Here is a 15,426-nt window from a genome sequence, read left to right as displayed (position 1 = left end):
TGTTATGAAATACAGAAAACGTTTCCTTAATTCTAAAGTTTGTGATATAATTATCAGGTAAAAAATTTTAGGAGTTTATTATGGTTTCTTCAGAATTTATCTCAAAGATTGAATTTGCTTGCAAGAAGAAGGAAAGTCTTTATAGTCAAAGCAAATTTAAGTATGCGATTCGTTCTATGTTCGCAGGTGCATTTTTAACCTTCAGTACTGCTGCTGGTGCAGTTGGGGCTGACTTGATTAATAAAATTGCGCCAGGTAGTGGACGTTTTCTTTTCCCCTTTGTCTTTGCTTGGGGCTTGGCTTACATTGTTTTCTTGAATGCTGAGTTGGTAACATCAAACATGATGTTCTTGACAGCCGGTAGTTTCTTGAAAAAAATCTCTTGGAGAAAAACAGCTGAGATTTTACTTTACTGTACCTTGTTCAACCTTATCGGGGCTTTGATAGCAGGTTGGGGATTTGCTCATTCGGCAGCCTATGCAAATCTGACTCATGATAGTTTCATCTCTGGGGTTGTAGAGATGAAGTTAGGCCGTTCCAATGAGCTAGTCTTACTTGAAGGTATTTTAGCCAATATTTTCGTAAATATTGCGATTCTTTCATTTGTTTTGGTCAAAGATGGTGGTGCCAAACTTTGGCTCGTTTTATCAGCAATTTACATGTTTGTATTCTTAACAAACGAGCACATCGCTGCGAACTTTGCTTCTTTCGCGATTGTGAAATTCAGTGTTGCTGCGGATTCAATTGCTAACTTTGGTGTTGGAAATATGCTTCGCCACTGGGGTGTAACCTTCATTGGGAACTTTATCGGAGGAGGCCTCTTGATGGGTCTTCCATATGCCTTCCTCAATAAAAACGAAGATACTTATGTAGATTAAGAAATGAGCACGATTGAGTCGTGCTTTTTTTGTTTTGTAAGAAGTAATAGTCGCTCCTTATATCAAAATATAGAAAAGAGGTATTAGTCAATATAGGTTGATAGTGCTACAATATCCTTAATGAAACTATATGGAGGTCGCCTTATGACTCGTGATTTTAAATTTGAAACTCTGCAACTACATGCTGGTCAAGTTGTGGATCCAGCTACCAAGTCTCGTGCAGTACCGATTTATCAAACAACATCTTTTGTTTTTGACGATACGCAGGAAGGTGCCGATCTTTTTGCCTTGAGAAAACCAGGCAACATCTATACTCGTATTACAAATCCTACAACGGCTGCTTTTGAAGAAAGAATTGCTGCCCTTGAAGGTGGTGTCGGAGCTCTTGCAACAGCATCAGGTATGGCAGCAGTGACTTATACGATTTTGGCTCTTGCTCATGCAGGTGACCATGTAGTAGCGGCCTCAACTATCTACGGTGGGACTTTCAATCTTTTGAAAGAAACCCTTCCTCGTTATGGTATCACAACAACCTTTGTGGACGTGGATAATTTGGAGGAAGTGGAAGCAGCTATTAATGACAATACCAAACTTGTTCTGATTGAAACCTTGGGGAATCCCTTGATTAACATTCCAGATTTGGAAAAATTGGCAGAGATTGCTCATAAGCATCAGATTCCACTAGTTTCGGATAATACCTTTGCCACACCTTACTTGATTAATGTCTTTTCTCACGGTGTAGATATTGCTATTCACTCTGCGACTAAGTTTATCGGTGGGCATGGTACGACTATTGGTGGAGTGATTGTCGATAGCGGTCGTTTTGACTGGGCAGCTTCAGGGAAATTCCCTCAATTTGTTGAGGAAGACCCAAGCTACCACAATTTGAGCTATACTCGTGATGTGGGTGCAGCAGCCTTTATTATCGCTGTCCGTGTCCAATTGCTTCGTGATACAGGTGCAGCCTTGTCGCCATTTAATGCCTTTCTCTTGCTCCAAGGACTTGAAACCCTTTCACTTCGTGTGGAACGTCATGTACAAAATGCAGAGAAAATTGTTGATTTCCTTGTCAACCATCCTAAGGTAGAAAAAGTCAACTATCCAAAACTTGCAGATAGTCCTTATCATGCCTTGGCTGAGAAATACTTGCCAAAAGGTGTGGGTTCAATCTTTACTTTCCATGTCAAAGGTGGGGAAGCAGAAGCCCGCAAGGTAATTGATCATTTAGAAATCTTCTCTGACCTTGCAAACGTGGCAGATGCTAAGTCTCTTGTTGTTCATCCAGCCACAACCACTCACGGTCAATTGTCAGAAAAAGATCTAGAAGCAGCAGGTGTCACACCAAATCAAATTCGTTTGTCAATCGGTCTTGAAAATGTAGAAGATTTGATTGAAGACTTGCGCTTGGCCTTGGAAAAAATTTAAAGAAAAAGAAGATAAACAGTGGGTTTCGACTCGCTGTTTTTGATTTTCCTTCAGGCATGATATAATGGTTACAGAAGTCTAGAAAGAGGAACGATATGAACGAAATCAAATGCCCCAACTGTGGGGAAGTCTTTACAGTAAATGAAAGCCAGTATGCCGAACTTTTGTCCCAAGTGAGAACGGCAGAGTTTGATAAGGAACTGCACGATCGCATGAAGCAGGAACTGGCTTTGGCTGAGCAAAAGGCTATGAATGAGCAACAGTCTAAACTAGCTCAAAAAGACCAAGAAATCGCGCAATTGCAGAGTCAAATCCAAAATTTTGCTACAGAGAAAGAGTTGGTCAAGAAAGAGGTTGAACAGACAAGTCATCAGGCTCTCTTGGCCAAGGACAAGGAAGTGCAGGCCTTGGAAAACCAATTGGCTACCTTGCGTTTAGAGCATGAAAATCAACTGCAAAAGACCCTTTCAGACTTAGAAAAAGAACGTGATCAGGTCAAAAATCAGCTCCTCTTGCAAGAAAAGGAAAATGAGTTATCTTTGGCTTCTGTTAAACAAAACTATGAAGCCCAGCTTAAAGCAGCCAGTGAACAAGTCGAATTTTACAAGAACTTTAAGGCTCAACAATCTACAAAAGCGATTGGGGAAAGTTTGGAACAGTATGCAGAGAGTGAGTTTAACAAGGTCCGTAGTTTTGCCTTTCCAAATGCTTACTTTGAGAAGGATAACAAGGTTTCAGCGCGTGGGTCTAAGGGGGACTTTATCTTCCGTGAATGTGATGAAAATGGTGTTGAAATCATTTCCATCATGTTTGAGATGAAAAATGAAGCGGACGGAACAGAGAAGAAGCACAAGAATGCAGATTTTTACAAGGAATTGGACAAGGACCGTCGGGAGAAGAACTGTGAATATGCGGTTTTGGTAACCATGCTTGAAGCCGATAATGATTACTTTAACACAGGGATTGTTGACGTCAGCCACGAGTATGAAAAGATGTATGTGGTTCGCCCTCAATTCTTTATCCAGTTGATTGGGCTCTTACGAAATGCGGCGCTAAATTCCCTAAAATACAAGCAGGAGTTGGCCTTGGTTCGGGAGCAAAATATAGACATTACGCATTTTGAAGAAGACTTGGATGCCTTTAAACTAGCTTTTGCCAAGAACTATAACTCTGCTTCGACCAACTTTGGCAAAGCAATCGATGAAATCGACAAGGCGATCAAACGCATGGAAGAGGTTAAAAAGTTCCTAACAACATCTGAAAACCAACTCCGTCTGGCTAATAATAAGCTGGAAGATGTCTCTGTCAAGAAATTGACACGTAAAAATCCAACCATGAAAGCGAAGTTTGAAGCACTGAAGGGGGAGTGAGATTATCTTAAAAACAGGAGTGTTATATGAAAAGAACTATAGAAATTATTAGAACATGGTCAGCTGATAAAATTGAATTAATTTTTCTTAAAAGCTGGAGCTACTTTGCTAGCTCATTTAGCTAGTTTGTTTATATAAATTAGTTTGTAATTTTTTATAGGAGTTTTTTATGTTAGATAATATTTCTAAGAATATCTCGAATTGGTCATCAGGTCAAATTTGCAGTATACTGGAGGTTTTTATTTTATTTTATCTACGTTGGATAATTATAGCAACAGCAATTAGTTTATTATTCGTAAAATCAACCGTCGTTACTACATTATTGCTCATATTTCTAACATTACTGACTATTATCGTTGTAATAACTCATTTTTTAGTAAATCACGTTGCAGAAGTTATTTTATACGAGCAAGTGAATTTTATAAAATATATTTCTCTTTTAACTGAAACTTATGAAAGGCGGCCTGATAATAAAACAGGGAATTTAAATGCCTTAAATCTGGGTTTAGCTAGGTGTGCTTTCTATCAAGGGAATTTTAGTGAGGCAATCCAATATGCTGAACGAATAAGAGTTAAAAGTTCTAAATTGAATGTGAAACGTATTTATGAACTAAACATCGTATTTATAGAATCATTATCATACCTTCATTTAAGGGAGACGGATGAAATTTCTAAACTTTTAGTTTCTTATGATTGGGAAAAAATTAAAAGAATTGATAAAAATAGAATGTTGGATTTAATTGAACCAGTATCAAAAATACTCAATGGAGAAGTTACAGGCTACTTCGACACCACCGAACCAGAAAATAAATTAGCTCGAATCATGTTCTCTTATTACGGAGCTCTCAATGCCCAGCTAAAAGGAGATGAGGCTCGTGCCCGAAGTTTGTTTGAAAGCATTGCCCATGAAAATCCAGAACTCTTTTATGTTCAGGAAGCGAAAAAATATTTAGAATCAGTGAAATGAGAGTAATATATGAAATTAGTAAAAAAAATAGTAAGTAGGGCGACAGAAAACACTCTTTTACAACTTGATAGGGTTATTCTAATTTGCTTATTTTTAGTCTTGGATATTTATGTGATGGCAGTATTTTTAATATTTCAAAGCAATTTGGAAATATTGGGACTCATATTATTAGTTATTGACTTTTTAGTTCTCGTCTTTGTATTTTATTTAAGATTTGTATCTAGAAAAGTTATTGTTCTAGTGTTACACGATTCTATTGATCTTAAGCTATATGAAGATATGTTAAGAGTTCAATCAGAAAAATCTATTAAGCCCTTTAGGGCAACATATCGTGAGAATTACCAAATTATCCAAGGTCGAGTGGCTTATTTAAAAGGAGATTTTCAAGCTGCCAAGGAAAATATGTCCAAATATGATTTGAAAAAAATTTGGAAGAGATTCAGAACCCCTGCGTTTTTAATATCAAGCTTTGAACTATTAACAGTTTCCATTCATCTCCAAGATGTGCAAGATATTGCTTTCTTTGAGGAACAATTGTCCAAGGCGCCAGATTTTAAAGGAGGCAAAGCTACACTTGTTGCTCAAGCCCAAGCCATAAAAGATATTGTGTTCAATAAAGAAGTGAACGACTACTTTAACATTACTGAGCCAGAAAGTAAGCTAGCTCGAATCATGTTTTCTTATTACGGCGCTCTCAATGCCCAATTAAAAGGAGATGAAGCTCGTGCCCGTAGTTTGTTTGAAAGTATCGTCCATGAAAATCCAGAGCTCTTTTATGTTCAGGAAGCTAGGAAGTATTTAGAAAAATAAGCTGATATAGTTTTAAAATCTGTCTAAGATAGAATATGTTGATGTAAAGTGAAAAGGGAATTAGAAAGCAAAAATGAACGGTATTATCAACTTAAAAAAAGAAGCGGGGATGACCTCGCATGATGCGGTTTTTAAACTGCGTAAGATTTTGGGAACTAAGAAGATTGGTCATGGTGGGACTCTGGATCCGGATGTGGTGGGTGTTTTGCCGATTGCAGTTGGTAAGGCGACACGAATGGTCGAGTTTATGCAGGATGAGGGCAAGGTCTATGAGGGTGAAATCACTCTTGGTTATTCAACAACGACTGAGGATGCCAGTGGTGAAGTTGTCGCAGAGACCCCTGTTTTGTCGCCCTTGGATGAAAAGCTTGTCGATGAAGCGATAGCCAATCTGACTGGGCCTATTACTCAGATTCCACCTATGTATTCAGCTGTTAAGGTTAATGGTCGTAAGCTTTATGAGTATGCGCGTGCTAGTCAGGAAGTGGAGCGTCCAGAACGTCAGGTGACCATTTATCAATTTGATCGAACAAGTCCGATTTCTTATGAGGGTTATCTTGCACGCTTTACTTTTCGTGTGAAATGTAGTAAGGGGACTTATATCCGTACCTTATCAGTTGACTTGGGAGAAAAATTGGGCTATTCGGCCCATATGTCTCAGTTAACTCGTACTAGTGCTGCTGGTTTACAGCTAGAAGATGCTCTTACCTTGGAAGAAATTGCTGAAAAAGTGGAGGCTGGTCAATTGGACTTTCTTCATCCTCTAGAGATTGGAACAGGTGACCTTGTCAAAGTTTTCCTAACTCAAGAAGAGGCTACAGAAGTACGCTTTGGTCGTTTTATCGAACTCGAACAAATAGAACAAGAATTAGCTGCCTTTGAAGATGATAAATTGCTAGCCATTCTAGAAAAACGGGACAATCTCTACAAGCCAAGGAAGGTTTTTATCTAATCTAACTGGAGTGTGGGGATGGAATTCTTCTCCTAGACTATCCAAATCAGACTATAAATTTTGCAAAAAATGTGATAGAATAGACCACGGATAAAAAAACGGAGGATAGCATGCAAAATAGACCAATCATTATCGGAGTGACAGGTGGTTCTGGTGGTGGTAAGACCAGTGTTTCAAGAGCCATTTTATCGCATTTTCCTGATGAAAAGATTTCCATGATTGAGCATGATTCATACTACAAGGATCAGTCTCATTTGACCTTTGAAGAGCGTGTCAAAACCAACTACGACCATCCTTTTGCCTTTGATACAGATTTGATGATTGAGCAGATTAAGGAATTGTTGGCAGGGCGTCCGGTGGACATCCCGACTTATGACTATACAGAACATACACGGAGTAGCAAGACCTATCGTCAGGAGCCTCAAGATGTCTTTATCGTTGAGGGGATTTTGGTCTTGGAGGACAAGCGTCTGCGCGATTTGATGGATATCAAGATTTTTGTGGATACAGACGATGATGTGCGTATTATTCGTCGTATCAAGCGCGATATGGAAGAGCGTGGCCGTAGCCTTGATAGCGTTATTGACCAGTACTTAGGTGTGGTTAAACCAATGTACCACCAGTTTATCGAGCCAACCAAGCGTTATGCTGATATCGTCATTCCTGAAGGAGTCAGCAATACAGTGGCTATCGACCTGTTGACAACCAAGATTGCAAAGATTTTGGAAGAAGCTCGAAATAGCAAATAAACTGAAGTGGAGGCCTTGCCTCCTTTTTCTATTTTTCCCTCATAGTAGTACATAAATGAAGATTTTTAGGCATATTTTTGGTATAATAATACCCATGAAAGAGCAAGAAAATGAATAGTAGGTGGAGATGGAAAAGTATTTATCGGTAACAACTTTGACCAAGTATCTGAAAATGAAATTCGATAAAGACCCTTACTTGGAACGGGTCTATTTAACTGGTCAAGTTTCCAACTTTCGTAAACGACCTACTCACCAATATTTCTCCCTAAAAGATGACCATGCAGTTATTCAAGCGACTATTTGGTCTGGGATTTATCAGAAATTAGGCTTCGACCTGGAAGAAGGGATGAAAATCAATGTGATTGGGCGTGTACAGGTCTATGAGCCGAGCGGTAGCTACTCCATCATCATTGAAAAGGCAGAGCCTGATGGAGTTGGTGCACTTGCGATACAGTTTGAACAACTCAAGAAAAAATTGACAGAAGAAGGCCTGTTTCAAGAACGCTTCAAGCAAGCTCTGCCTCAATTTTCTAAGAGAATTGGAGTAGTGACCAGTCGCAGTGGAGCTGTGATTCGAGATATTATCACGACCGTCAGCAGGCGATTTCCAGGTGTCGATATTCTTCTCTATCCGACCAAGGTTCAAGGTGAAGGTTCTGCGGAGGAAATTGCTCGAAATATTGCGCGTGCAAATCAACGAGACGATTTGGATTTGCTGATTATTGGTCGTGGTGGAGGTTCTATCGAGGATCTTTGGGCTTTTAACGAGGAAATTGTGGTACGAGCTATTTTTGAATCTCGTTTACCAATCATTTCTAGTGTAGGGCATGAGACGGATGTGACCTTGGCGGATTTTGTGGCAGATAGACGGGCTGCGACGCCGACAGCAGCGGCTGAACTGGCAACACCTGTGACCAAGTTAGATTTATTAACTCATTTGCAAAATCAGGAAAAACGGATGGCAACGGCAGTCCGAAATGTCCTATCTAAGAAACAAGAAGCTTTGAAAAAATGCAGTCAGTCTGTTATTTTTAGACAACCAGAGCGCTTGTATGATGGCTATTTGCAACGGCTAGACCAATTACAACTGCGATTAAAACAAAGTTTGCGAACACGGATTTCTGATAACAAACAGCTAGTACAAGCAAGGATGCATCGACTAGTCCAATTATCACCTGTTACTAAAATTCAACGTTATCAAGACCGACTTGGTCAGTTGGACAAGCTTCTCCGTAGCCAAATGGCGCTGGTTTATGATGCCAAGGTTGCTGAAGTGAAGCGACTTTCGGAAGCCTTGCTCATGTTGGATACTAGCCGAATTGTGGCGCGTGGTTATGCTATTGTCAAAAAAGAAGAGTCAGTAGTCGATTCAGTTGAAAATTTGAAGAAAAAAGACCAAGTGACGCTTTTGATGCGAGATGGTCAAGTAGAATTAGAGGTTAAAGATGTCAAAACAAAAGAAATTTGAGGAAAATCTAGCAGAACTGGAGACCATTGTCCAAAGTTTGGAAAATGGTGAAATTGCTCTGGAAGATGCGATTGCTGCCTTTCAAAAGGGCATGGTCTTATCAAAGGAGCTCCAAGCGACGCTGGACAAGGCTGAAAAGACCTTGGTCAAGGTTATGCAAGAAGACGGAACAGAAAGTGATTTTGAATGAAAAAGCAAGAAAAATTAGCTCTTGTCGAGTCGGCTTTGGAAGACTTTTATGGCGACCAGCAGTTTGCCTTTAGTTTGCGAGAGTCTGTTCTCTATTCCATTCATGCTGGTGGCAAGCGTATTCGGCCTTTTCTCTTGTTGGAAGTTTTGGAAGCCTTGCATATTGCGATCCAGCCTGCTCACGCGCAGGTGGCTGCGGCTTTGGAGATGATTCATACAGGGAGCTTGATTCACGATGATCTTCCTGCCATGGATGATGATGATTATCGTCGAGGGCGTTTGACCAACCATAAGAAATTCGGTGAAGCTATGGCCATTTTGGCTGGAGATGCCTTGTTCCTAGATCCTTATGCCTTGATAGCGCAGGCAGATTTGCCAAGTCAGATCAAGGTGGACTTGATTGCTAACTTATCCTTTGCTTCAGGTAGTCTGGGAATGGTTGCAGGGCAAGTTTTGGATATGGAAGGCGAACACCAGCATTTGTCTTTAGAAGAACTCCAGACCATTCATGCTAATAAGACTGGAAAACTATTAGCTTATCCCTTCCAAGCAGCTGCTATTATAGCCGAATTGGCACCTGAGATGCAGGCAAAGCTGAAAACTGTAGGTGAATTGATTGGGCTTGCTTTTCAGGTCAGAGACGATGTGTTGGATGTGACAGCTAGTTTTGAGGAAATCGGCAAGACACCACAAAAGGACCTACAGGCAGAAAAATCAACCTATCCAGCCTTGTTGGGCTTGGAAGAGGCTATTGCCTTTTGTAACCAAACCTTGGATCAAGCTAATGCCAAATTAGAAGAAATTACCCAGCAGATTCCCTTTGAAACAGAATCGATTGTAAAAGTAGTAGAAAGTTTGAGAATCAATGGCTAAGGAAAGAGTGGATGTATTAGCTTATAAACAGGGCTTGTTTGAAACGAGAGAGCAGGCCAAGCGTGGTGTCATGGCTGGTCTAGTCGTAGCAGTCCTTAATGGAGAACGGTTTGACAAGCCAGGAGAGAAAATTCCAGATGACACCGAGCTGAAACTCAAGGGTGAAAAACTCAAGTATGTCAGCCGTGGTGGTTTGAAATTGGAGAAGGCCTTGCAGGTCTTTGATTTGTCAGTTGATGGGGTGACCACAATTGATATCGGTGCTTCTACCGGGGGCTTTACAGACGTCATGTTACAGAATGGTGCTGAGTTAGTCTTTGCAGTCGATGTCGGTACCAATCAATTGGCTTGGAAACTACGTCAAGACCCAAGAGTAGTCAGCATGGAGCAGTTCAATTTCCGCTATGCAGAAAAGACTGATTTCGAGCAGGAACCAAGCTTTGCCAGTATTGATGTAAGTTTCATTTCCCTCAGTCTGATTTTGCCGGCCTTGCACCGTGTCTTGGCAGATCAAGGTCAGGTTGTGGCTCTGGTTAAGCCTCAGTTTGAGGCAGGACGTGAGCAGATTGGAAAAAATGGAATTATTCGAGATGCTAAAGTTCATCAGAATGTCCTTGAATCTGTAACAGCTATGGCAGTAGAGGAAGGCTTTTCAGTCCTTGGATTGGATTTTTCTCCTATCCAAGGCGGTCATGGAAATATTGAGTTTTTAGTGTATTTGAAAAAAGAAGAGTCAGCAAGCAATCAGGTTCTTGCTGAGATTGAAGAAGTAGTAGAGAGGGCGCATAGTCAATTTAAAAATGAATAAAAAAGAGAGACTTGAAAAAATTAGACGATTTGTGACAGATTATCAAATCGGTACACAAGAAGAAATTGTAGAACATTTGAAAGAAGCAGGCATCACTGCCACTCAAGCGACGGTATCACGAGATATCAAAGAACTAGGTATTGTCAAAATCCCTTTGAGAGACAACACCTATGTCTATGAATTGCCAAAATCAATCGTAAAAAGTTTGCAACTGGCTGAAGACAATATTGAGTCAGCTGAATTAATGGACAAGATGATTAATCTCCAAGTTATCCCAGGAAATACAGCTTTTGTAAAAGCTCAGTTAATTGAGACTTTTGCTGACAAGATTTTTAGCTGTTTAGCTGACGATAGCTCGATTTTAGTCATTGCCAGAAGTGAAAATCTAGCTGAGGAAATCTTTGAACAAGTAAAAAATTGGTAGGTCTATATGTTACTTGAAATTTCGATAAAAAACTTTGCCATTATTGAGGCTATTTCCCTCAATTTTGAAAAGGGGATGACTGTCTTGACTGGTGAAACGGGTGCAGGGAAGTCGATTATCATTGATGCCATGAATATGATGTTGGGGGCTCGTGCGACGACAGATGTTATTCGTCATGGTGCGCCAAAGGCAGAGATTGAGGGGCTTTTCTCAGTTGAGAATAGCCGCCTTTTACAGGAAATTTTTGATGAGCAAGGTTTGGAAATGGGTGATGAAATTATCATCCGTCGAGAAATCTTGCAAAATGGTCGTAGTATTAGTCGTGTCAATGGCCAGATGGTTAATCTGTCTGTTTTGCGTGCTATTGGGCAACATCTGGTAGATATTCATGGTCAGCATGACCAAGAGGAGTTAATGCGTCCTCAACTTCATATTCAAATGTTGGATGAATTTGGCGATGCAGCTTTTTGGGACCTAAAAGAAACCTATCAGACGAGTTTTGATGCCTACCGTAAAATGCGTAAGCAGGTTTTGGAAGTCAAGAAAAACCAACAAGAACATAAGGCACGTATCGAAATGTTGGAATTTCAAATGGCAGAAATTGAGGCGGCTAATTTGCAAGCAGGGGAAGACTTGGCTCTCAACCGAGAACGAGAGAAACTCCTAAACCATAAAAATATTGCGGATACGCTGACCAATGCCTACAGTATGTTGGACAATGAAGAGTTCTCGAGTCTGGCCAATGTTCGTTCAGCCATGAATGACATGGAAAGTGTCGAAGAGTATGACCCTGAATACCGTGAAATTTCAAGCTCTCTGTCTGAGACCTACTATGTCTTAGAAGATATTAGCAAACGTTTGGAAGCAATCATTGAGGACCTTGATTTTGACGGCAATCGTCTCATGCAGGTTGAGAATCGTTTGGATTTCCTTCATACTATTACCCGTAAGTATGGTGGAACTGTGGACGACGTTTTGCTTTATTTTGCCAAGATTACGGATGAGTACAATCTCTTGACGGGTAATAACCTTTCTTCTGAAGACATGGAAGCAGAGCTCAAGAAATTGGAAGTTAATCTTGTCGATTTGGCAGGGCAACTTGCATCAGCTCGTCATGATTTGGCCCAGCAGCTTGAGGCTGAGATTAAACAAGAACTTCAGGATCTCTATATGGAGAAGGCACAGTTTCAAGTTCGTTTTAGTAAGGGCAAATTCAGCCGTGAAGGTAATGAAACAGTTGAGTTTTACATTTCAACCAACCCTGGCGAAGACTTTAAACCCTTGGTCAAGGTTGCGTCTGGTGGGGAATTATCCCGTCTCATGCTAGCCATTAAATCTGCCTTTTCACGTAAAGAAGGCAAGACTAGCATTGTCTTTGATGAGGTGGATACGGGAGTTTCAGGTCGTGTTGCTCAGGCTATTGCGCAGAAGATTCACAAGATTGGTCAGCATGGTCAGGTTTTGGCTATTTCCCATTTGCCACAAGTGATTGCGATTGCAGATTATCAATTCTTTATTGAGAAGATTAGCAATGAGCATTCAACGGTTTCGACTGTTCGTCTCTTGACGATTGAAGAGCGAGTGGAAGAAGTTGCCAAGATGCTGGCAGGTGATGATGTGACGGAAGCAGCCCTGACGCAAGCCAGAGAATTGTTGAGAAACAGGGAGAAATAAGATGACAGACTATTATGTAATTGGAGATGTTCACGGAAAAGCTGGGATGCTGGAAGACCTTCTCAAAACATGGGATGGTCAGACCCAGTTACTCTTTCTAGGGGATTTGATTGACCGTGGTGAAGATAGTCGCCGTGTCCTAGAGATGGTTAAGGACTTGGTCGATAATCAAGGGGCAATCTGTTTGTCAGGAAACCACGAGTATATGTTTTTGACTTGGCTCGATAACCCAGAAGAAAGCTATGACCACTATCGTCGCAATGGTGGAGATACAACCATTAACTCTATCCTAGGTCGTCCCTTGGATGCACCGGTTGATGGAGTTGAGGATGCCAAGCGTGTTGCTACTGAAGCAGCAGACTTGGTCAAATTTATTCGTCAAATGCCATTTGTAGTAGAGACAGACAAGTATATCTTTGTACATGCTGGTATTGATTTGACCTTGGATGACTGGCGTGAAACTACAGATTATAAAAAAGTCTGGCTTAGAAAACCATTCCACGAAGCAGAAAATCATACTGGAAAAATCATTGTCTTTGGGCATACACCGGTCTATGGTTTGTTAAAGCAAGAGCGTGGTACTGCTGAGCTTTGGACTACAGAAGATGGCAAGATTGGAATGGATGGAGGAGCTGTTTATGGTGGTGTCCTTCATGGGATTGTCTTTACAGACCAAGGAATGACAGAACACCACTTTATCGAAAATGACGGTTTTGTCGCTGAAGATTAGTACTCCTAGCAGGGTATGGTCTTGTCAAAATGTTAAAAACAATTTATAATAAATAGATACCCTGAAAGGAAGAGAATCATGAACTTAGAAGAATTGAAAAAACGACAGGAGAAGATCCGTAACTTCTCTATTATCGCCCATATTGACCACGGGAAATCGACTCTAGCAGACCGCATTTTGGAAAAAACAGAGACCGTTTCAAGTCGTGAAATGCAGGCCCAGCTTTTGGATAGCATGGATTTAGAGCGAGAACGTGGGATTACCATTAAACTCAATGCCATCGAGCTGAATTATACTGCAAAAGATGGGGAAACTTATATTTTCCACTTGATTGACACGCCGGGGCACGTAGACTTTACCTATGAAGTTTCACGTTCGCTAGCTGCCTGTGAGGGAGCGATCTTGGTGGTCGATGCCGCTCAAGGTATTGAGGCTCAAACACTTGCCAACGTTTATCTAGCCTTGGACAATGATTTGGAAATCATGCCAGTCATTAATAAAATTGACCTGCCTGCTGCAGATCCAGAGCGCGTGCGTACAGAGATTGAGGATGTCATTGGTTTGGATGCCAGTGAAGCAGTTTTGGCTTCTGCCAAGGCTGGTATCGGTATCGAGGAGATCCTTGAGCAAATCGTAGAAAAAGTACCAGCCCCAACAGGTGATGTGACAGCACCACTTAAGGCCTTAATTTTCGACTCAGTTTATGATGCTTACCGTGGGGTTATTCTCCAAGTGCGTGTCATGGATGGGGTGGTCAAACCTGGCGATAAGATTCAGCTTATGAGCAATGGCAAGACTTTTGATGTGACCGAAGTCGGTATATTTACACCCAAAGCAGTTGGTCGTGATTTCCTTGCGACTGGTGATGTTGGTTATATTGCGGCTTCTATCAAGACGGTTCAGGACACTCGTGTGGGTGATACCGTTACCTTGGCAACCAATCCTGCGGCTGAGCCATTACATGGTTACAAGCAGATGAACCCTATGGTCTTTGCGGGTCTCTATCCTATCGAGTCAAACAAGTACAATGACTTACGTGAAGCTCTTGAAAAATTGCAACTGAATGATGCTAGTCTTCAGTTTGAACCAGAAACATCTCAGGCACTTGGATTTGGTTTCCGTTGTGGTTTTCTTGGCCTTCTCCATATGGATGTTATCCAAGAACGTTTGGAACGTGAGTTCAACATCGACCTCATTATGACAGCTCCATCCGTTATTTATAAGGTTAATTTGACCGATGGTGAGTCTATGGATGTGTCTAACCCATCTGAGTTCCCGGACCCAACCAAGATTGCGACCATTGAAGAGCCATATGTTAAAGCGCAAATCATGGTACCACAGGAGTTTGTCGGGGCAGTCATGGAATTAGCTCAGCGTAAGCGTGGGGACTTTGTGACTATGGACTATATCGATGATAACCGTGTCAATGTTATCTATCAAATTCCACTGGCTGAAATCGTCTTTGACTTCTTCGATAAGCTTAAGTCTTCAACTCGTGGTTATGCAAGCTTTGACTACGAATTGTCAGAGTACCGCCCATCTAAGCTGGTCAAAATGGACATCCTTCTCAACGGAGACAAGGTGGATGCCCTCAGCTTTATCGTTCACAAGGATTTTGCTTACGAACGTGGAAAACTCATCGTTGATAAGCTCAAGAAAATTATCCCTCGCCAACAATTTGAGGTGCCAATTCAAGCAGCAATTGGACACAAAATTGTGGCTCGTACTGATATCAAGGCCCTTCGTAAGAACGTACTTGCTAAATGTTATGGTGGTGACGTTTCTCGTAAACGCAAACTCCTTGAAAAACAAAAAGCTGGTAAGAAGCGCATGAAAGCTATCGGATCAGTAGAAGTCCCACAAGAAGCCTTCCTCAGCGTTTTGAGCATGGATGAAGAATAAGTCTTCAGAAAAGTTTTTTATTGTTTATAGGACGTTAATATAAGAAGAAAATGATAAAACAGGCTTAAATAGGCCTGTTTTTTGCATTTATAATAGAATTAAATCGTTTAAAGTGTTTGTTTTAAATGTTTGTTTTGGTTGTAAAGATAAAAAATAAACAAAATAATCAAAAAAAGGACAAAAAACAACAAAAAATTATTGACAACG

At 40.8% G+C, this 15,426-nt stretch carries 15 protein-coding genes; all 15 read left to right on the top strand.

Translation table 11 applies throughout. The annotated features are described in order from the left end of the window. The first annotated feature begins 80 nt into the window (after positions 1–80). The 15 genes from M1G12_RS01675 to lepA all read left to right on the top strand — a co-directional run bounded on the left by M1G12_RS01675 (position 81) and on the right by lepA (position 15,219). Positions 81–878: a formate/nitrite transporter family protein gene (locus M1G12_RS01675; protein WP_237446900.1), complete on the top strand. Its 798-nt coding sequence runs from the start codon at positions 81–83 to the stop codon at positions 876–878. Between the two features lie 144 nt (positions 879–1,022). After that, complete coding sequence (locus M1G12_RS01670; protein ID WP_000196318.1) at positions 1,023–2,303, top strand: O-acetylhomoserine aminocarboxypropyltransferase/cysteine synthase family protein; 1,281 nt, start codon at positions 1,023–1,025, stop codon at positions 2,301–2,303. 95 nt (positions 2,304–2,398) lie between these two features. Further along, positions 2,399–3,673 (top strand): DUF2130 domain-containing protein, encoded by a 1,275-nt coding sequence (locus tag M1G12_RS01665; protein WP_237446899.1) that lies wholly within the window; start codon positions 2,399–2,401, stop codon positions 3,671–3,673. A gap of 169 nt (positions 3,674–3,842) precedes the next feature. Beyond that, entirely contained in the window at positions 3,843–4,640 is a 798-nt protein-coding gene (locus tag M1G12_RS01660; RefSeq protein ID WP_247949294.1) for a hypothetical protein, read from the top strand. 9 nt (positions 4,641–4,649) lie between these two features. Beyond that, on the top strand, positions 4,650–5,450 hold the full coding sequence (locus M1G12_RS01655) for a hypothetical protein (protein WP_000780008.1): 801 nt from the start codon (positions 4,650–4,652) through the stop codon (positions 5,448–5,450). A gap of 73 nt (positions 5,451–5,523) precedes the next feature. Then, entirely contained in the window at positions 5,524–6,402 is an 879-nt protein-coding gene (truB, locus tag M1G12_RS01650; RefSeq protein WP_247949293.1) for a tRNA pseudouridine(55) synthase TruB, read from the top strand. 110 nt (positions 6,403–6,512) lie between these two features. After that, positions 6,513–7,151, top strand: a complete 639-nt coding sequence (udk, locus tag M1G12_RS01645) for a uridine kinase (protein WP_001181376.1) — start codon at positions 6,513–6,515, stop codon at positions 7,149–7,151. A 127-nt stretch (positions 7,152–7,278) separates the two neighbouring features. Further along, positions 7,279–8,619: an exodeoxyribonuclease VII large subunit gene (gene xseA, locus M1G12_RS01640; RefSeq protein ID WP_247949292.1), complete on the top strand. Its 1,341-nt coding sequence runs from the start codon at positions 7,279–7,281 to the stop codon at positions 8,617–8,619. Further along, entirely contained in the window at positions 8,597–8,809 is a 213-nt protein-coding gene (locus M1G12_RS01635) for an exodeoxyribonuclease VII small subunit (protein WP_000043226.1), read from the top strand. Before xseA ends, M1G12_RS01635 begins: the two co-directional genes overlap by 23 nt. After that, on the top strand, positions 8,806–9,681 hold the full coding sequence (locus M1G12_RS01630) for a polyprenyl synthetase family protein (RefSeq protein ID WP_247949291.1): 876 nt from the start codon (positions 8,806–8,808) through the stop codon (positions 9,679–9,681). Before M1G12_RS01635 ends, M1G12_RS01630 begins: the two co-directional genes overlap by 4 nt. Beyond that, positions 9,674–10,489 carry a TlyA family RNA methyltransferase gene (locus tag M1G12_RS01625; RefSeq protein WP_049499392.1) on the top strand — a complete coding sequence of 272 codons (816 nt, stop codon included), beginning with the start codon at positions 9,674–9,676 and terminating at the stop codon, positions 10,487–10,489. The genes M1G12_RS01630 and M1G12_RS01625 overlap by 8 nt, the downstream gene beginning before the upstream one ends. After that, a complete protein-coding gene (locus M1G12_RS01620; protein ID WP_049499393.1) occupies positions 10,482–10,913 on the top strand; it encodes an arginine repressor in 432 nt (143 codons plus the stop codon). Before M1G12_RS01625 ends, M1G12_RS01620 begins: the two co-directional genes overlap by 8 nt. 6 nt (positions 10,914–10,919) lie before the next feature. Then, entirely contained in the window at positions 10,920–12,587 is a 1,668-nt protein-coding gene (gene recN, locus M1G12_RS01615; RefSeq protein WP_247949290.1) for a DNA repair protein RecN, read from the top strand. A 1-nt stretch (position 12,588) separates the two neighbouring features. Further along, on the top strand, positions 12,589–13,317 hold the full coding sequence (locus tag M1G12_RS01610; protein ID WP_084865089.1) for a metallophosphoesterase family protein: 729 nt from the start codon (positions 12,589–12,591) through the stop codon (positions 13,315–13,317). Positions 13,318–13,395: 78 nt separating this feature from the next. Beyond that, complete coding sequence (gene lepA, locus M1G12_RS01605; protein WP_001047207.1) at positions 13,396–15,219, top strand: translation elongation factor 4; 1,824 nt, start codon at positions 13,396–13,398, stop codon at positions 15,217–15,219. Positions 15,220–15,426: the final 207 nt, after the last annotated feature.

It is taken from the genome of Streptococcus mitis (genome assembly GCF_023110375.1).
GTDB lineage: Bacteria > Bacillota > Bacilli > Lactobacillales > Streptococcaceae > Streptococcus > Streptococcus mitis_CI.
The sequence above is the reverse complement of the archived record's forward strand: the minus strand, read 5'-3'. Positions and strand labels throughout refer to the sequence as shown.